The following is a 19,592-nucleotide window of genomic DNA, read 5'->3' as shown; positions in this document are numbered from 1 at the left end:
TTTATTAACTCTGACCTTAAAGATTAGTATAGTTTAGCTAGTATACGACACCACTTCGGCTTCAAGACCCTCTCCAAGCATGAAATAAAAGCGCCTTCCAGGTTCATAATCACCGTGGTTGTAAGTATTAAATCCTAAAGCGAATACCTTTTTTTCTACCTCGTCTAAATTATCAACCACAATACCTAAGTGATTAACGTGGGCTACCGTGGTGTGATCGAATGTGTTCTCGGCACTTGAGTTCGACGCTAGTCCATTTTGATTGTAGTGATTCGAGCTAAACTGTTTTGGCTTATACAGCGCTAAATAAGCGGTATCTGATCCCACGTGCACCGTATAACCATCGTCTTTGGCTGGGCCGCGCCAACGTATGTGCCAATTGAACAACTGGCACAAGGCATCAGCAATAGCATCTGGGTTAGTGACGGTAATATTGGCGTGTTCAAGTGAGGCTGCTTGCATCGTATTTCCTTATTTTCTGTTGTGTGTTTTTCACCGGTAACTTTTTCGATAAAAAAGCGCAGTGGATTAATAGACAGCAACAGCTTAATATCTAAAGCTAACTTTAGATCAAGCGTTAAATGCAGATTTTTAAAATGGCCCCTGAACCCCTAGTAAGTATTGGCTTTGTTGCAAAGCGAACCGGTAACGCAGTATCGCTTATTCGCTATTATGCCAACGAATCCCTTATTCCTTCCATGCGAACCCAAGGCGGAAATAGAATGTTTCCTCGTTCAGTCATTCGCAGGGTATCGTTTATTTTGATTGCACAAAACATGGGGTATGCACTTGATGATATTCGACAACTGCTGCAAACCCTGCCAGATAATCGCACGCCGAATAAGGAAGATTGGGCTACGCTTAGTGAAGTATTTAACACACACATTACAAAGCGTATTGCTGAGCTAACGGCATTGAAATCTTCGTTAGAGGGCTGTATTGGTTGTGGTTGTTTGTCTTTAGATAAGTGCAAGCTGTACAATAAGCACGATCGCATTGCCGAGAAAGGGGCGGGCGCTCGGTTTTTACTAGGCGATAGCCCTAGCGATGCTGTTATAAAATAGCCTTTTCTCATCTATTTAGTTATTTCTGATGTGGTGCCTGTAGCCTCGACGGCGACTAAACATTTATTAGAAATTCACTTAGCCAAATACCTAAAAATAGGATAGTCGCCTTGGTAGACTCCACACCTAACAGCAACTCAAGTTCAACCAGTAAAACCAGACCCAAAACAAAAAGTTCGCCTAAGTCTTCGTCTAAGTCCACGACTAAGGCCGGCTCTACCATGCATGTTCGTAATGTACATAAAGATGGTTACCCCATGGCGGCGTTGTGCCAGGCACACCCAGCATTATCTGGCTATGTGATTAATGCAAAAAGCGGCAAGAAGAGTATCGATTTTGCCAACCAAGACGCGGTTAAAACCCTCAATGCAGCATTGCTTATTCATTACTACGGATTGAAAACGTGGGACATACCTAATGGTTATTTATGCCCTCCCGTACCGGGTCGTGCTGATTATATTCATGGCATTGCCGATATATTGGCATCTAGCAATAAAGGCGTTATCCCTCAAGGGAATAGCGTAAGAGGGCTGGATGTAGGCATAGGCGCTAATGCTATTTACCCCATTATTGGCAGTCAAAGCTATGGTTGGCAGTTTGTGGGAAGCGACATCGATGCGGTATCGGTAAAATCGGCGAAATCTATTGCTAACAAAAACCCAAAGCTTACCCCTTTATTGTCGGTTCGAAAGCAGTCGAATAAAGCGAAAATCTTTGAAGGTATTATTCAGCCTAACGAGCACTTCACTTTTACTATGTGTAATCCGCCGTTTCATAAATCTGCCGAAGCGGCAGCGCTGGGAAGCGAGCGCAAGGCCATTGGCCTTAAGGGAAATAAGCACAAGCGAAGTGGTAAAAAGCCTCGTGCTGATATTAACGCTCATGCCAATGCTAGTACATACGCGAAGACCTTTGCTAAAGCGAAGCCCGATACCAGTAACATAAAGCTAAACTTTGCAGGAACTGGCAACGAATTGTGGTGCGAAGGAGGCGAACTTGCCTTCATTCAGCGTATGATTATTGAAAGTGTGGCCTATAAAAACCAAGTAGATTGGTTCACCTGCTTAGTGTCAAAAAGCGAGCACTTAAAGCCCATTGAAACCAGTATAAATTACTACGGTGCAAAGAAATTTTTAAAAGTAGATATGGGGCAAGGCCACAAACAAAGCCGCTTTGTGGCGTGGACGTTTAGTGAATAAACGCATTGATTAATGGGGACAGAGTCTGAGGATCCCCACGAATTTAATTTCATGTGCCTCTGGCCCAGGCCTAGTCTACTAAGGAGCAGTACTACTTTAGTGCGGCTCTCCATTGTTTGCAGTAAAACGTAACTGGCACGCGTTAGCGCTGATCCTAAGATAGTGGAACGATAACACGCTTTGGGTCTCAGTATTCGTTTGGAAACGACGATATTTATTTGAGACTACTAGCACGATTCCAAGAAATATAGCGGCTAGAGGAGCTATCATTGTCAGTAGTGTAAGATATTGTTTGTAAGTATTTTATTTTTCGTAGCCAAGCCGAACCTTGTGCTTTTTATATCCTTGAAGCCCCCTGTAATCTGCATAAGTTACCGATAGATAGTGACAACCTGTTCAGATAAATGACGATGAGAAGCAAGTGATGTGGCTAACAGCGACGGTACTCTCGATCCTTGGGGATGTATTTTCGAGCGTTTTGATGCTGGCGTGTTCCACTGTAGGGCCATAACCTCCCTAAACCGAGGCGATTAAAATCCTGCATCGGTAACGATAATAGGCCGACAATGTGAGGGTATTATGGCGTGTGAAGTCTTTAAAATACCTTATGTGTTGCAGCTTTCTCTTTGCGCTTGTTGCAGTGAACTAGCTTCGAATCTGCGCATGACAGCGTAAAGCGTGCCAAAAAAGAAAAGTGGTTTACGTGTTTGATTTAAAATTGAACATTTGAAAGTGATTAAAAACGATTTTAATTGTTATCATTCTCTGTCTTTACGAATAAGGATAATGGACATGGGAGAGAACTTTAGCCACTTGTTTTCTCTGAACTATCTGACTTTCATCTGTCTTTTCTACTAAGACGTCGCGTGAGTGGAACACACACTCCAACGCCGTCAGCAATTAGTGTTTCTCTTCTCATTACGAAAGCGAGCCGTGCGCTGCTTAAAAAAACACCCGCAGCCCGCTTTTAATCTAAATTTTCGTGCCAATCGAACTTCGAAAAGTGTTAATCACTTCTCTGGGATTACGAGACTATAGTATTATTTCATTTTGAATTTAGTAAATCGTTTACCATAAATATTCTTTTATTAATCAGTGTCTTATTTTTATTTGTTTATATTTTATGGTTTATTTATGGTAAACGTTTACCATGCTATGTTATAAATATGTTATCCGTTGGTGGGGTGCTGTTTTTGCACTGAACATTATTTATAAATTTAAGGGTTGCTATGAAGCCATTTTTTAAACTGAGTGTAACTGCGTTCGCCATCGCTCAGTGTTTTCATGTTCCGACGTTATTTGCACAAGAGTTAGAAAATGAGAATCAAAAAGCGTCGATACCTGAAAATACAGAAGTGATTGAAGTTCGCGGTTTTGGCAGCACACTAACCCGCTCTCTTCAACACAAAAAATTAGCCGACAGTACAGTTGAGATTATCTCTACTGACGACTTGGGGCAGCTTCCGGATGTCACAATAACTGACGCGTTAGCTCGCTTGCCAGGAATTGCGGCAGATCGAGATCGTGGAAATGCGAGCCAAATTTCAATTCGAGGAATGGGGCCTCGACTTAATTTAGCCACAATGAATGGGCGCGAAATCGTTAGTGGTGAACCTAGTAGAAGTGTTCGATATGAGCAATTTCCAGCTGAGCTGATTACCTCGGTTGAGGTATTTAAAAGCCCGCTTGCAAGTAACATTGAAGGTGGAATTTCTGGATTAGTCGACATGAAATTTGTTAAGCCTCTAGATAGAGACGAGCGAGCGGTCAACGTAAGTGGACACATTATGGATTATCCTCTTGCAGACGATATTGAAACCGCTGACTCTAGAGGGTATCGGGCCAATTTTAGTTATATTGAGCCTCTCTCTGACTCCCTCGGTTTTGCATTTGGGATCGCATATCAAGATCAGCCCTCTTTGCAGAAAGATGTAACCTCATGGGAATATAACAATGACGCTTCGGCACAAGGTGACGTTGACGGGAATGGCATTACAGAATCGGTACCTTGGGGCGGACAAATCGCTACAAAAGGAGGAGAAAATGAACGTGTTGGGGCAATGACAGTGCTTCAATGGTTGCCTACCGATACTCTTGAAGTGAAATACGATTTGTTTTACTCAAAATTTGAAATCGAAGAGCGGGAGGATCAACTTTGGTTCGATGGCTGGGGTAATTGGGGAGGGCTCAATAACTGGAATATTGCTAACGCTAGTAACCCACCGCAAATTATTACGAAAGACGATGGCAGCGAACAAGTTGTAGCAGGGGGAATGTTATGGGGCGGAAGTCATACAGCGAATAATTCCACATGGTTTCAAGAGAATGAACTCATTAGCTCTGGCTTAAATATAGAGTGGTTGGGTGACAAATGGAAAGTTAATGCAGATTTTGGGTTTTCTGAGGCTTCAATAACGTCGCGCTGGGTTAATATGCAGTCGTGGTTTTGGATCCCTGAAGCGGACAGCGAAGGAATGAATTACAGCTGGGACACTACTGGAGAAAAGCTTGCTATTGATACAGCGTACGATATTGGTAACGTTGACGATTATGGGCTCAGTAGTATGCAGGTGGACAATGATCGCGAACTAAAGGATGAAATGTTTACTGCAAAAGTAGATCTTTCTAGGGAAGTTGAATGGGGGCTAGTAGAAGATGTTAGCTTTGGTATTAGGTTCAGTGATCGTGAAAAAGATAACGACGTTGTAAGCTGGGACCAATCGGTTACAGACACCTCCGCAGCCGTTGATGCGCATACCTACTCGCTAGGCAGTGCCTACGATGTGCCCGCCATTTATAGTATTCGGAATTGGCGAGAGGTTGCGAACACAGCATTTGGTGGTATCGATAACCGTTCCGACCATACTAAAGAAAATGGCGACTACCTTAACTCTTGGAATGTTGAGGAATCTAGCTTTGCAGCTTATGTGATGTTTGATCTAATAGGGACATTGGCAGGCGTTGATTACACTGGAAACGTGGGCGTGCGTTATGTCACTACTGATTCAACATCGTCTGGCTATCAAACCACTATCGATGGTGGGTTGTCGCCACTATCGGTCGACCACAGCTACAGCGAAGTGTTGCCGTCACTAAACTTGAGATTCAGTGTGACTGAGGCATCACAAATTCGTGTCGGACTAGCGCGAACTATGGCACGTGCGCCCCTTATAGAAATGCGAACGGGATATAGCTTTAGTACTGATGGTACAGTAAATACAGCCTCTGGCGGAAATCCCGAGCTAGACCCTTTTATTGCAAATCAACTCGATCTTGGTTACGAGTATTTCTTTGCTGACGATGCAGCATTGACTCTGTCACTTTTTTATAAAGACTTACAGAGCCATATCGGGACGCAAACTGAGGTAGTGAATTTTGATGGTGTTGATTACCAATTTTCTCGGCCCGTAAATGGTGAAGGCGGCTCGATTCGAGGATTTGAGGTTATGTATCAACAGGCATTCTCTATGCTGTCAGCTCCTTTTGATGGCTTAGGTATCTATACGAACTACAGCTATACCGATAGCAATGTAAACGAATTTGAGCCTGAGGCCACCCCACTTTCATTAGGTGGACTTTCAGAGAAAGTGGGAAGTCTAACACTCTGGTATTACAAAAAAGGGGTTGATGCAAAAATTTCCTACAACTATCGAAGTGCTTATACCAGTGTGGGCAGCTGGGACCCTGGCGCTATCTTTACCATTGATGATGAAGCTACCCTTGACGCTAGTATTTCTTATGAATTTACCAGTAACTTTAAGGTTATGTTGCAAGGGCAAAATCTGACTAACGAAGCCTCGCAGTCTTATTTTGATAATGACGTTTCGCGTCCTAGACAATATGCCGAGTGGGGTAGACGTTATTTATTAGGCTTTCAATACGCGATGTAAATCACTGTGTAGGTCGCCTTTTGCGACCATTTTCTCCGGCCACCTATGTGGCCGGTTTTTTGTCCGCGCTATCCACTGTCATAGTGCTTTTTATCGTCTCTTAACCTGAGGTCCATTTTGTGCAGAAATATGCATCTTTTTTGCTCTTGTTTTCTCTTTCATTGCTAATTGGGTGCTCGCCCAAGCCACAATTGACAAACGTGAGCGACGTAACGTTGCCTCAAACATCGATAGCGCACGTAGAGTCTTTTAATAAAGGTTGGATGTTTAGACGGTCGACTCGTCAAGCTGAATCCATTAATGATGATACTGTGTGGCAGAAGGTAGATTTACCTCATACGCCTAAACTAGAGCCTGAAATCGTCAACAGTCAATGGCAAGGAATAGCACGGTATCAAAAGTCCTTTAATGTCCCAAAAAGCTGGGAAAATAAAGTGGTGTTAGTTCGCTTTGAAGCAGCAATGAATGTAGCTGATATATGGGTTAATGACAAAAAGGTCGGGCACCACAAAGGGGGCTATCTTCCTTTCACATTAGACATTACCGATGTGCTCCAAAAAGGAGCGAATATGATAAGTGTGCATCTAGATAATCGAGACAACGAAATTACTGGGCCGAAGCCTTTAAAGTTACTGGATTTCAACACTTACGGTGGAATTTATCGAGGAGTAAGCTTATTGATAAAAGATAAGTTAATGATTACCGACGAGATGTTAGCTAACGAGGTTGCAGGGGGAGGTGTTTTTGTGACATACCCGACGGTAAGTAAAGCTATGTCCACAGTTAATGTTAAATCTCATATACAAAACCAATACAGCCAAGCGCAACGTGTTCGTATCGAACAAGTGTTAGTAGATAACCATCACATCGTTGCGAAAGGCGCAAGAAGCTGGGTTATCGACGGTAACACGCAAGAGTATGCATCGGTGGATTTTGATGTTATAGAACCTTCCTTATGGAGCCCCAAATCGCCTCACCTTTATCAGCTTAAAACTCGTCTTTATAGAGAGGATATACTGGTGGAGGAGCAGAGTAGAAAAATTGGGATTAGAGAGTTTAGCTTCTCTGAAAACCATGAATTGCTCATCAACGGTGAAAAAGTGTTTCTCAGGGGGGTTAACCGTCATCAGGAATATCCTCATGTTGGTTATGCCATATCGGAGCAGGCGGACTATCGAGATGCGGTAAAAATAAAATCTGCAGGTTTCGATTATGTTCGTCTATCCCATTACCCGCACTCAACTGCTTTTATGGAGGCTGCAGATGAGCTGGGCCTAGTAATTTTAGATGCCGTTCTTGGCTGGCAATACTACAATGATGAACCAGCCTTTCGACAGCACATAGTCAACAGTTGTGCTGACCTTATTCGAAGAGATAGAAACCATGCAAGCGTACTAGCATGGGAATGCTCGTTGAATGAATCTGCTATGCCACAGGATTTTGTTGCTGAACTAAATAACACAGTAAAACAAGAGTTTCCGGGCGCTTTTTCAGCTGGATGGATGAAGGGATACGATATTTATCTACAAGCGCGGCAGCATAGGCTTCAGCACTATGAAGCGCCGTCTCAGCCCTATGTAGTATCTGAATACGGAGACTGGGAATATTACGCCCAAAATGCAGGACTCAATCAAGATAGTTGGTCTGGGCTGAAAAACCAAGATCGCACTAGTAGACAACTACTAAATAGCGGTGAAAAGCGCTTACTTCAGCAAGCATTAAATATTCAAGAGGCGCATAACGATAACTTAAATGTACCGGCCTTTGCTGACGGTTATTGGGTAATGTTTGACTATAATCGAGGTTATGCGGACAACATCGAAGCTTCAGGCATCATGAGTCTGTACCGCCAGCCAAAATATAGCTATTACTTCTTTGCTAGTCAACGAGATGCAGACGAAGTAAGTGGCCGATTTCAAAGTGGGCCGATGGTGTATATCGCAAGTGAGTGGACCGCTGCTTCATCTACCAATATTCGTGTATTCAGCAACGCAGACAAAGTTGCCTTGTACTTAAATGATACGCTTATTAGTAAGCAAAGTACCAGTAAGGGAAAGTACTCTACCCACCTTCGTCACCCACCATTTGAATTTCAGGTAGACGCATTTCAAGCAGGCACTCTTCGCGCCGAAGCTTTTATAAATGGGGTCCGGGTAGCCATTCATGAAGTTACCACTCCAGATGTTCCTTATTCACTTAACCTTACCACTGATATTAGTGGCGTCGCGCCAGAGGTAGGCGTGAAAGATATCATATTTGTCTACGCTCAAGTGCTCGACAAGCATGGGAATGTGGTGCCAATCAATGGTTTACCTCTATCCGTCACTTTAAGTGGCGACATTAAACTATTAAATCAGTCCACGGTTTTAACATCAAAGGGGCAAGGTGCATTACTCATTCAAGTTGGGGACTCACTCAAAAATGCGCAAATAAGCGTGTCAGCTTCAGGTCTAAGAGATGCCATTTGGCGTTAGATTAATCATTGAGAGTTTCGGAATATTTTCATCATGAAATATAGTGAATTTTGCTTAAGTTATTTTAAAGAAAACCGTATCAACGAGGATGTTCAATGTTGTTAGCATCAATAGATATCGCTGTTGTCGTTTCTTATGTCGTAGCCTTATTAGGCTTAGCTTGGTGGGTCTCTCGGGAAAAACCGGGGCATGATAAAAATACACAAGATTATTTTTTGGCCAGTAAAAGTTTGCCGTGGTGGGCAATTGGAGCTTCTTTGGTAGCTTCGAATATCTCTGCTGAGCAAATTATTGGTATGTCGGGCTCGGGTTACGCCATTGGTTTGGCTATCGCATCCTATGAATGGATGGCGGCGATTACTTTGATAATTGTAGGTGCGTGGTTATTGCCAGTATTTCTTAAGCGTGAAATTTACACCATGCCACAATTTTTACAACAACGTTACGACAGTCGTGTTCGAGTAACGATGGCCCTGTTCTGGTTGGGGGTGTATATTTTTGTAAACCTCACCGCTGTTCTCTGGCTTGGAGCGCTAGCAATAAGCACTTTAACTAGTTTAAGTATTACGGTTAGTCTAGTCCTTTTGGCCATATTGTCTCTAGCCTATTCTTTATATGGTGGTTTGAAAGCAGTAGCTCTAACTGACATTATTCAAGTAGTGTTATTGGTGTTGGGTGGATTGTTTCTTTCTTATATTTCGCTTGAGCAATTGGGGCAGGGCAATGGCGCCTTTGCCGGTTTTGAACATCTGACACAAGCGCTACCTGAAAAATTTGATATGATCCTCACACCCGATAATCCGCACTATGCAAGCTTGCCAGGTATTTCTGTATTGCTTGGCGGGTTATGGGTTATAAATCTGTCTTATTGGGGTTTTAATCAATACATTATTCAACGTGCTTTGGCAGCAAAAAACTTAACAGAGGCGAGAAAAGGCATTGCGTTTGCAGCATTTTTAAAGCTGTTGATGCCCGTTATCGTTGTGCTACCGGGGATTGCAGCAGTACTTCTTCTTCCTCCGCTAGAGAGATCCGATCAGGCATATCCTCAGTTAATGGCGCTAATGCCTGTTGGGTTAAGAGGGCTGATCTTCGCTGCTTTATTAGCTGCGATATTATCTAGTCTTGCATCTATGACCAATAGTATATCGACTATATTTACTATGGATCTTTATGCCCCGTTGTATCCTCGAAAGTCGCAGCATCATTATGTGAAAATAGGACGCTCAACAAGCGTTAGTGCAATTGTTATAGCGCTATTCACGGCTAGGCCTTTATTGGGTAACGCGGAACAAGCTTTCCAATACATTCAAGAGTTTACAGGTTTTTTTACACCTGGCATTGTTGTGCTGTTCTTACTTGGCCTATTTTGGAAAAAAGCAACTGCAAATGGCGCATTATCGGCCGCGATAAGTTCTGCTGTACTCTCGCTTTTAGCTAAACTTTGGCTCCCGCATGTGCCATTCATGGACCGTGTAGGTTACGTATTTATTGTGTGTTTAACGATCGCGGTTGTTGTGTCGTTAGTTCAGGGCGAAGGCCGAGACCATCCTGGGGCCGTTAAATTAAACGATATCGAATTCAATGCGGCAAAGAGTTATAAATTGAGTGCTGCAGTTATCTCTCTCATCCTTATTTGTTTCTACGCAACGTGGTGGTAAAAATGAAAAAACAACAACGTTTAGTGTTGGTCGGTATTTGTTTATCTATTTTTAGTTTGATGAGTTCGAAGGTTGGGGCCACCGACCGAAGCGCGTCAGTGGTAAATGGTGAATTACAATGGAGCAATGGTGAATCAGTCCACCTTTTTGGGGTGAATTATAGTCTTCCATTCGCCTTTGGCTACCGTGCGGCTAAACAGCTTGGTATCGATCACAAAGCGGCCATCGATATGGATGTAGATCATATTGCTAGGCTAAAGCTAGATGCTTATCGTGTGCATGTGTGGGATAGGTTAATAAGTGATAAACAAGGTAACATAATAAATAACGAGCATTTGGCATTATTTGATTATTTGATGATGCGCTTGGCTGAAGAAAACATTACCGCCATAATCACACCGGTTGCATGGTGGGGGTCTGGCTACCCCGCTCCCGACCCCCTCGAGCCTGGTTTTTCAGCAGACTATTCTAAAGCACAAATGAATCAGGAACCTAGTGCAATAGCTGCTACAAAAAATTATTTGAAACAGTTGCTTACACACAAAAATCGTCATACGGGGCAGCAGTTGTTTAACGATCCCAATATTATCGCTTTTGAACTTTTTAATGAGCCAAAACACACAGCCTCAGCTAGTGAAAGTATTCGCTATGTTGAATCTTTACTCAGCACGGTACGCAGCTTAGGAGGTGATAAACCACTATTTTACAATATTAGTGAACAAGGGAATGATCAAGAGTATGCCAAGGCGCTATGTAAAAGTTCGGTAGATGGTATTGCTTACCAGTGGTATCCCACTGGCTTAGTTAAAAATAGTACTCTAAATGGGAATATGCTGCCTGCGGTCTCGCACTATACTAATCCTTTTTCGTCCATTACAGAGTGCGATAACAAAGCGAAAATGATATATGAATTTGACGCCGCTGACATCACTCAAAGTGTAATGTATCCGGCCATGGCGCGAAGTTTTCGTGAAGCTGGCTTTCAGTGGGCTACGCAGTTCGCTTACGACCCTGCGGTTATTGCTCATACCAACGCAGAATACAATACACACTACTTAAATTTGCTTTATACACCAGAAAAAGCCATTAGCATGTTAATTGCCGGAGAAGTTTTCAGACAATTACCTCTTAATTATCAGTCTCGAGAGTATCCAGCAAGCAATGTGTTTGGTGATACACAATTAGATTATCAACAAAATGCGAGTATTTTCAATGATGAAACCCAATATTATTATACTCGCACGACGACTATACCAGTAAAAAAGCCAACTACGCTCGAACATATTGCGGGCGTTGGCAGTTCAAGCTTAGTTAGCTACGCGGGCACAGGAGCTTACTTCCTAGATAAAATTGAGAACGGAATTTGGCGCCTTGAGGTATATCCAGATGTACTTGCGTTATCGGACCCACATCAGTCTTCTAGTCTTCGACGAGAAGTAGCACGATTGTATGTAAATACACATAAAATGTCAGTTAATGTGAACAATTTAGGGGAGCAATTTTTTGTGACTCAAGTCGACGAAATGTCGTTAGGTAACCAGAAAAAGAAAAGGCAGCGAGCAAGCAATCACACTTTTGAGGTGGGGCCGGGTGTCTATTTACTGACGAAAAAAGAAGAAGGGTCAGTTGGCAATGTCGATAAACGCTATCTTTTGCCAAGTATACACGTGCGTGAATTGGCGTTGGTGCACCAACCACAACGCCAACGAAACGTCTCAGATAAGATAACTTTTGAAGTGACGCTAGCGGGTAATAGTGCTAATGATAAGGTGTCGCTGGCTATCAGGTACCAAGGTCATCGGGATTTTACATTGCTTCCCATGCAGAAAACCGATAGTGCTCAGCATTATAGCGTATCACTACCCAAGGAAAATTCATGGCAACAACCGGGTGTTCTTGAATACGGATTTGTTGTGACACAAAAAGATCAAACATTCACTTGGCCAGGTAATAAAAAGGGACATCCTAATGATTGGGATTTTGTGGCCAATACATATTACTCTACACTATTAACGCCATCAGGTAGCCCCATCAATTTATTGAATACGGGCGAAGATCGCCAAGCAATATTTACTCCTAAGTACCCAAAGGCATGGCCAGCGTCTTCTGCAATAGAAGATGGCGCCACGATCACGCTAAGTTACTTTGATGAGGATAAAAGCACCCCAGGTGCATTGCTGCGCACTACGCTGGCGAACAACAATCAGCTCAAAGGACGAGATTTGGCTGGCTACAATGGACTCGTGATACGTGTACGTTCGTTAAGCGGCAACGACAGAGTAAAAATCGGATTAATTGCGCAAGACGGTTTGGCATGGGGCACCGATTTTCCGGTTAAACCAGAATGGCAAACACTCGTTATACCTATAAAACAGCTGTTACCTACTCCAGTATTGATGGCAAATGCATATCCCACTTTTATGCCATTCACGGTTGGGCCGTACAACATGCAGAATGACATAAACCTTAACGCGCTAAATGGATTGCAATTGATGATGGGAGAGAGTTTGTCAAATAAGGCGACGGAAAGGGGAATAGAGCTATTGGATGTTACGCTAGTGCAGTTATAGGAGATTAAGTAGCAGAACGGGCATGTATTTAAGTCTGTCTCATGACGTACTTTAGTGCTGGCGTTATACTGGCGCCAGCACTTTGGCGATTGAATATAGGGGAACCGTTCTACTTTGACTTATACCATAACGCTGGGAAAACAGAAATTGGCACTAGGTGCTGGTTTTTTTTCTATGACCTTTGCCAGTAATGCTGTTGTTGTGCTTGCTATCCCATTTTATCAAATGACCATGGGCGTAGACCCCTTTTTGCTAAGTTTAGCTATGGCACTTCCAATAGGGCTTGGAATTATAGCCTCACCATTTATTGGGCATTTAAGCGACCAAAGTACAAGTCGCTTTGGTCGCAGAAAGCCCTTTATCGCCGCAGGAGCTTTTGTTAGTGCCATAAGTTTTGGGGCTATGTGGATGGTTCCGCAGAGTTGGTCAAGTGACGCTCAAATAGTGTATTTTAGTGTGACTTACTTACTGTTTTATTTTGCTTCGTTGTTAGTTGCTATTCCTACCACTAGCTTAAGCTATGAAGTGAGCAAAGATCCGACACATAGAATGTCGATTATGGTAATTAATACTTATTTTATTAAAGCTGCATCTTTGCTTTATCAGTGGCTTTACCCTGTAGCGGGGCTGGCTTCTTTTAGCTCGATATTGGTGGGAATCAAATGGGTGGGGTGGAGTGTTGCTATTGTTCTAATTGGCGCGATGGCCTTGCTGCCCACGCTAGTATGTAAGGAATCTACGAAGATAGCCGCCCGCGTTTCTGATGTATCATTTTCAGTAACATGGCGGCTATTAATAGCCAATCGAGCATTGCGTTGGTTAATGGGAATTTGTTTGCTGCAACTTGGTGGCAGCGTATTTGCTGCCAGTATGGATTATTACTTGCTGGTGTACTATGTGTACGATGGAGATATAGCACAGGGTGCGGTATGGAAGGGCATACTGTCGACTGCATATGCGGTTGTTGGCTTTGCTAGTGTCCCTTTTGTAAGTCTAATTTCGCGTAAAATAGGTAAAGAAAAAAGCTTACAAATATTGTTGCTGATGAGTATTTTTGGCGGAGTCTTAAAATGGTTTCTTTTTGTACCCGGAATAGGTTGGTGGATTATTTTAGATGCCATACTCTGCAGTAGTGTTTGGACCGCGTTAACTACGATTATCCCTGTGTTGAATGCGCAGCTAAGTGACGAACATAAATCTAGTCACAGACGGCCTGCGGCTGGTATGTTTGCTGCCGCTTTCAGTTCAGTAGCTGCGCTTGCTGGTATTCTCGCTTTGGTCACCTCTGGTATCGTGCTTAATACCATTGGCTTTGATGCAAACAACGGCGCCCAGCAAACAGATTTTACCTTGCATGCTATGCGGCTAATTCTCTCGTTAGGGACCTGTATTTTTGGCATGCTATCGTTGCTATGTTTATTGAATTATAGAAGTACTAAAAATGATTAAGTTCAATGATTTATGTTTACTTTGGATGAGTGAATTTAATGGTAACTATTAAGGATGTAGCCCGAGTGGCTGGTGTTTCTACGGCCACAGTATCTAGGGTGATACACGATGGTGGGCATGTGGGAGCTGCGTGTAAGGCTCGTGTCAAAAAAGTGATAGATGAGCTTGGCTACCGGCCCAATACCAATGCGCAGGCATTAGTAAAAAGAACGACCTATACATTGGGTGTGGTTACACCAAAATTATCAATGTCGTTTTTTGGTACGTTAGCTAGTGGGGTTGAAGACTCAGCCAGAGAAAAAGGCTATAAACTCTTAATGTCTAACTCTTTGTATAAAACAGAATCTGAACTTGATGCAATTAACTCACTCAGAAATCACGATTGTCAGGGCATTATTCTTCATAGTGAATACTCAGATGAGGAAACGTTAATCAAATTGGCTAAGGATGTTCCGGGTTTAGTGTTAATTAATCGGTATATCCCTTCATTGGCGAATCGGTGTGTGTGGTTAGATAACGAAAGCGGTGCTAAAAAGGCCACTGAATATTTACTTGCATACGGACATCGTCAATTCGCAGTGGTTACCAGTATCTACCAGAATCGGGATCCTAGCACGCGGTTAGAGAGTGTTAAAAACACATTAGAAAGCTATGGTTTAACCCTTCCCAAAAAAGCGGTCGCGGAATCTACGGCGAACATTGACGGGGGCGAATTGGCGATAAAAGAACTTCTTGCTAAAGGGGTAAAATTTACTGCAGTTGTTGCTTACAATGATTTGATGGCGATTGGTGCTATTCACGCTTTATTTGATGCTGGTTTACGCGTACCAGAAGATGTTTCTGTCATTGGTTTTGATGATTTACCTGCAGCACGCTCGTGTCGGCCAAGACTAACGACCATGCATTACCCTATAGAGGAGATGGCTGCATACGCCGCAAAGCTTGCCATCTCATTGAGCGATCCCGCTAATTCACCTGGAAGCAAAACTCATTTATTTATCCCTGAGTTAGTAGAAAGAGACTCAGTCTCCCAGATGGGAGGAACGAATAAATAACGTTGATTGTTATGGCGTAAACATTAGCAAAAATTTAGCTCCCCAATTGAGAGGCGAGTATTAAGTATAAAATGGGTCCTCACGCATTATTTAGAACCGATGTATGCTCAATACACATTCCGTGTGGGAGCAGCACAACTGCTATCGTTATGGGTACTTAGCTCTAAAGTGTCTTGTTTCATCATCCTAGTATGGCGCAGTGGCAGTGTGCAGGATCTATTGACCATGTACGCCAGAGCATTCAGCGCGTATACCCTTTATCGGTTATTGTCGAAATCAGAAGGGAACATGATAAATTTTACTTTGTCGTTCATCTGCTTGCGTACAATCGATTATTAATGAGGTCTCTGGCGCGTTTTTAACTTCCTTTTCTAGGTGGTAATTCCACCCCTGAGTTCGCATTGCTTTATAGTTTTCGGATTCGTTTAATTTCAGCTGCATCTATACCAAGGGACTCCAAAAACTTTTGCTGCCATTTCAGTATCTCGATCTTATTACCCATTTCGTGGATGTGATGCTTCAAAAAATGGTACTGAGATTGTACTTCCTTTCGGTGTAGTAAATTCAGAATTTGCGCTACCGGCATTCCGGAAGAACGGTAAGCTAAAATTGTGCATGGTCGTTCCTCCTCGCTTATTCCATACCATCAGTAACTGTTAGCTGTGCGGGTTTGGGCAAAAGAAGGCCTTCGCGCTCGTAATAGAGTAGCGTTGCTCGTGAGATACTATATTTTCTAGCGAGTTGAGTTACTGTAAGCATATATTTTTACCTGAACTTACTATCCGAAGCGCTATCTTCATTTGCAGTTAATAGCCCGTTGTCAGATGAACCTTTTAGCCTTGTTAAAGGTTAGGAAAGCAATGAAAATAAAGTTTGCGATAGAAAGGTTGGTGAGGAAGCATTCGTGTTGATTAAAGATGATGTAGAGCTAAAAGCTTCTATAACCGAGCTTTTAGGCGCATTGTAAGTCGTTCATAAAAACATGCGCTGCACGGTTTATTTCTCAAGTCGGAAAAAGTAACCCATTATATTTTAAGGAGAGCTCAATTGTTTATCAAACTGGTTCGAAATCTCGTACTTCTTAGCTCAACATTGCTCTTTTGTTCTATTTCTACTGCTGATTCTAAAATAGAGCGAAAAATGTATAACCCGTGGGAGGCAGAAATTGGTTACTCCCAAGTTGTTATTGCAGGTAACAACGTTTACTTATCTGGTATCGCAAGTGATAAAGCTACGCTGGAAGAGCAAGTTAGAGAAATCTATACCCTTATACAAAATACCCTTAAAGATAATAACCTAGGCATGGAAAGTATCGTAAAACAGGTAATTTATACCACTGATATTGAAGCGTTCAAAAAGCTGGGCAAGGTGCGAAAAGAAAAATTTAGAGAGGGCCAGTATCCAAGCTCTACGCTAGTAGAGGTACAAAGGCTATATAGCCCAAACCACCTGGTTGAGATAGAGGTGGTTGCATTTAAAGAGTTGACGTATCAGGGGATTAATTTAGTCATTGATTGAATTGTGAGAATGTAACAAAAAAGAATGGTACGGCTCTACAAAGCAACTTAACACCTCAAATGGAGTAGCGATATGAAACGGATATTCATTGTTCTGATACTGATGTTTACCCAACACGTTAATGCTGACGCTGTAAGAGAAATAGAAGAAAGAGACGTTTTCTCTAAAGTGTTAAACGAGCAGCTTTCGCTGTTTATTCAGCTTCCCCTTTATTACCACAAGAATGCTGACTATGCCTATCCAGTGCTGTATCTATTAGATGCGCCTGTAGGTATCACATTGAATTCCGGTATTCTCGACCCCTTAATTGGTTACAATAATGCGCCTCAAATGATTATTGTTGGGGTGTCTACAAATGATAGAGACAGAGATTTTACCCCCACCAACGACCGCAAATATGCAGAAAATAGTGGTGGCGCAGGTGCATATCTGAAATTTATTGAAGCGGAAGTTATTCCCTACGTAGATGCTAATTTTAGAACCGAAGATTACAGAATATTTTCTGGGCACTCTTTCGGCGGCCTGCTAGTGGCCCACGCATTTTATTCAGCACCAGACCTTTTTGACGCCTATTTTGCATTTAGTCCTAGTTTGTTTTGGGATGAGAAGTTAGTGGCTAAATCCCTAGTATCATTCACCGCTAAACAACAAAGTAATCACAGTGTGCTTTACCTGAATATTGGGAATGAAGGGAATGCGGAAGTTAAATCTCCAGAGGGTAAAGCAATGCTAGAAGGTATTAAGTTTATTGATAGCGCCTTAAGCCAACACACACCTAAAGGTCTTCGCTATAAAAGTGATTACTTTTCACAAGAGCCCCACCAAGTAACCCAAATTATTGGTACCTATCACGCTTTTAGGCACCTCTACCCATCATGGGATGTGCCTTATGAAGCTTATTTATCTGGATACAATGCAGTTGCTGCTCACTTTGCATCATTAAGCGACATGTATGGTTATCATATGGAGGCTAAAGACTGGCAACTATCTGATGCAGCGCTATACGAACTGCACGAGCGTAATAACCCTAATGAAGCCATCAAATATTTACACGCGCTGTTAGAACAACACCCTGGAGATATTGAATATATGGCTACGCTCGCATTGGCCTATGAAAAGAGTGGCGCCCTGCCAGAAGCTTTAAATACGCTTAATGAAATAAACGGGCTGATAGGTGAAGAAGACGAAATGTACACCGACATCGCTGTAAGAATTAGCAGAATTTCTAAGTTACTGAGTGCAAGTTAAAAAGATAAGAGCTGCAGTGGAGAAGCATTATTTGTCGGCATGTTGGCAGCCTACAAGTGGAAGAATAGATTCTTACTTTCGGAATTAGAGCCATAAATAGTAGAGGCAGAGTATATTAGTAACCAGTAAAGTACTCTGCCCCCATTTCGATTTACTCGCCCACTATATCTGTGGTTTCCAGCGCTACATCAATACTATTCGCTACCCCAGGGTAAGCTGATGATAAAGTGCTTCCATTTTCATTGGTTAAATCGCGGATATTTTTCTGAACGGTAATGATAGAAAATAAGCTAAGTATAAATGCCATACCGTAAAATCCTTTTTCACTTAGAAACATGTCGGCATTAAAAAGACCTATACCCAGCAGGGCAACTGCACTAAAAAAAGCTGCCCAACACATACCAACGAAAACAGTGGTAGTTGGTAGGCCTTCTTGTTTATCTCTTACCGTCTTTTGTAAGGTTACAGCTGAAAACATGGCTAAAATGAATATAGCTAAATAATAGCCTTTTCATTAAGTAGAATGTTGGCGTTCCTCAATCACAAGCTTGTCGCAATAAGTCTCTAGCTTGTAGGTGGTCTACCGCAAAACGGCTTACTGAAGATATTCTGATTTTACAAGCAATTACACGGAAGGTTAGTTTCCAAAAAAATACTGAAGCAAATATACGAACATTAATTGTATTAGTAAATACTAAAGCTCGAATCTGCCTAATAGTGTTTGATGCAGCCTCTAGGGGGTGGTACCTAAGGGCTAGTACCTAGAGAGTAATAAATAGAAACTAAAAAATAGAGAATAATAAATTTTGCCATTTCGCAGTAACGCTTTCATTAATAGATGTAAATCTTTAGTAAATAGAATTCGCTCAACATTTTTCAGTATAATATTTGAACATGACTGTGTACTAAGGAGCGTGAAATGAAGCATTTAACTTTGTGTGTTTTGTTATTAAGTAGCGGTTTATTTAGCCATCATGTGTTTGCGTGTTCATTTAATTGTGTAACCGCAGAGCGATCGGGGAATACGTTAACCGTGACAGGGTATAACGCCGACGGGGAGGCGATATATGTTGAAACCGTATCACTTGAAGAAACACTAAGTCCTAACATCACGGAGCTTCCAGCAACTGAGAACCCCGTCACTGCAGTGCCTACTGGCACTGATATATCAACGACCACCACGTCTTTGGCGGATGGAGGAAGTGTGTTAACCACTGTGAGTACTTTTACCACTATCAAGAGTTTTGTGATTGTTACTAGTACTGAGGTTTATGATTTAAATGGGGAGTTGACGTTTGTTGATACAGACACAAAAACATACGAAAGATTTAAAATAGAAGAACAAATAACCGAACGTAAAAAGGGCATCATTTGATGCCCTTTAGTATTTATACCGGTTTTCCTATCTACTAAAGCTAAAGCTAAAGCTAAAGCTAAAGCTAAAGCTAAAGCTAAAGCTAAAGC

The 19,592-nt window shown here is 42.2% G+C and carries 16 protein-coding genes and 1 pseudogene; 10 read left to right on the top strand and 7 right to left on the bottom strand.

The window, feature by feature from the left end; translation table 11 throughout:
• Positions 1-33: 33 nt before the first annotated feature.
• The gene (locus tag AAC006_RS18885) at positions 34-462 is read right to left on the bottom strand and encodes a VOC family protein (protein WP_057790368.1); all 429 of its coding nucleotides are present in this window, start codon (positions 460-462) and stop codon (positions 34-36) included.
• Between the two features lie 134 nt (positions 463-596).
• Between AAC006_RS18885 and soxR the strand changes: the two genes are divergently transcribed.
• Positions 597-1,064 (top strand): redox-sensitive transcriptional activator SoxR, encoded by a 468-nt coding sequence (soxR, locus tag AAC006_RS18880; RefSeq protein WP_339349839.1) that lies wholly within the window; start codon positions 597-599, stop codon positions 1,062-1,064.
• 55 nt (positions 1,065-1,119) lie between these two features.
• Here soxR and AAC006_RS18875 read toward each other — a convergent pair whose 3' ends face one another.
• The gene (locus tag AAC006_RS18875) at positions 1,120-1,287 is read right to left on the bottom strand and encodes a hypothetical protein (RefSeq protein WP_185864120.1); all 168 of its coding nucleotides are present in this window, start codon (positions 1,285-1,287) and stop codon (positions 1,120-1,122) included.
• Here AAC006_RS18875 and rlmF point away from each other — a divergent pair.
• A complete protein-coding gene (gene rlmF / locus AAC006_RS18870; protein WP_185864121.1) occupies positions 1,286-2,263 on the top strand; it encodes a 23S rRNA (adenine(1618)-N(6))-methyltransferase RlmF in 978 nt (325 codons plus the stop codon). The two genes, AAC006_RS18875 and rlmF, sit on opposite strands and share 2 nt — an antisense overlap.
• A gap of 371 nt (positions 2,264-2,634) precedes the next feature.
• Here the strand turns inward: rlmF and AAC006_RS18865 are convergent, their stop codons facing one another.
• The gene (locus tag AAC006_RS18865) at positions 2,635-2,772 is read right to left on the bottom strand and encodes a hypothetical protein (protein ID WP_185864122.1); all 138 of its coding nucleotides are present in this window, start codon (positions 2,770-2,772) and stop codon (positions 2,635-2,637) included.
• 720 nt (positions 2,773-3,492) lie between these two features.
• Between AAC006_RS18865 and AAC006_RS18860 the strand changes: the two genes are divergently transcribed.
• The 8 genes from AAC006_RS18860 (at position 3,493) to AAC006_RS18825 (ending at position 18,128) form a co-directional block, all read left to right on the top strand.
• On the top strand, positions 3,493-6,153 hold the full coding sequence (locus AAC006_RS18860; RefSeq protein WP_126871613.1) for a TonB-dependent receptor: 2,661 nt from the start codon (positions 3,493-3,495) through the stop codon (positions 6,151-6,153).
• A 200-nt stretch (positions 6,154-6,353) separates the two neighbouring features.
• Positions 6,354-8,627, top strand: coding sequence for a glycoside hydrolase family 2 TIM barrel-domain containing protein (locus AAC006_RS18855; protein ID WP_260563404.1), 2,274 nt, complete (start codon positions 6,354-6,356; stop codon positions 8,625-8,627).
• Between the two features lie 95 nt (positions 8,628-8,722).
• Complete coding sequence (locus AAC006_RS18850) at positions 8,723-10,288, top strand: sodium/sugar symporter (RefSeq protein ID WP_063456855.1); 1,566 nt, start codon at positions 8,723-8,725, stop codon at positions 10,286-10,288.
• A gap of 2 nt (positions 10,289-10,290) precedes the next feature.
• Positions 10,291-12,858 carry a hypothetical protein gene (locus AAC006_RS18845; RefSeq protein WP_339349829.1) on the top strand — a complete coding sequence of 856 codons (2,568 nt, stop codon included), beginning with the start codon at positions 10,291-10,293 and terminating at the stop codon, positions 12,856-12,858.
• A gap of 114 nt (positions 12,859-12,972) precedes the next feature.
• Complete coding sequence (locus tag AAC006_RS18840) at positions 12,973-14,307, top strand: MFS transporter (RefSeq protein ID WP_126871615.1); 1,335 nt, start codon at positions 12,973-12,975, stop codon at positions 14,305-14,307.
• Between the two features lie 38 nt (positions 14,308-14,345).
• On the top strand, positions 14,346-15,362 hold the full coding sequence (locus AAC006_RS18835) for a LacI family DNA-binding transcriptional regulator (RefSeq protein ID WP_126871616.1): 1,017 nt from the start codon (positions 14,346-14,348) through the stop codon (positions 15,360-15,362).
• A gap of 1,140 nt (positions 15,363-16,502) precedes the next feature.
• Positions 16,503-16,880 (top strand): Rid family hydrolase, encoded by a 378-nt coding sequence (locus AAC006_RS18830; RefSeq protein ID WP_339892252.1) that lies wholly within the window; start codon positions 16,503-16,505, stop codon positions 16,878-16,880.
• Positions 16,881-16,952: 72 nt separating this feature from the next.
• Positions 16,953-18,128, top strand: a complete 1,176-nt coding sequence (locus tag AAC006_RS18825) for an alpha/beta hydrolase-fold protein (protein WP_126871618.1) — start codon at positions 16,953-16,955, stop codon at positions 18,126-18,128.
• Between the two features lie 151 nt (positions 18,129-18,279).
• On the opposite strand, the gene AAC006_RS18820 is transcribed toward AAC006_RS18825, so the two are convergent.
• The 4 genes and pseudogenes from AAC006_RS18820 to AAC006_RS18805 form a co-directional block, all read right to left on the bottom strand.
• Entirely contained in the window at positions 18,280-18,435 is a 156-nt protein-coding gene (locus tag AAC006_RS18820; protein ID WP_244360661.1) for a hypothetical protein, read from the bottom strand.
• Positions 18,436-18,438: 3 nt separating this feature from the next.
• Positions 18,439-18,606 (bottom strand): annotated as a pseudogene (locus AAC006_RS18815) (YiaA/YiaB family inner membrane protein); the annotation flags it as partial.
• Between the two features lie 494 nt (positions 18,607-19,100).
• Positions 19,101-19,343, bottom strand: coding sequence for a hypothetical protein (locus AAC006_RS18810; RefSeq protein WP_339892251.1), 243 nt, complete (start codon positions 19,341-19,343; stop codon positions 19,101-19,103).
• A gap of 54 nt (positions 19,344-19,397) precedes the next feature.
• Positions 19,398-19,592, bottom strand: a 195-nt coding sequence (locus AAC006_RS18805; protein ID WP_339892249.1) for a hypothetical protein, incomplete at its 5' end; no start/stop codon positions are given.

Source organism: uncultured Alteromonas sp. (assembly GCF_963976965.1).
In the GTDB taxonomy this organism is placed as follows: domain Bacteria; phylum Pseudomonadota; class Gammaproteobacteria; order Enterobacterales; family Alteromonadaceae; genus Alteromonas; species Alteromonas naphthalenivorans.
Note: the sequence above shows the minus strand (reverse complement) of the source record. Positions and strands in the feature narration are given on the sequence as shown.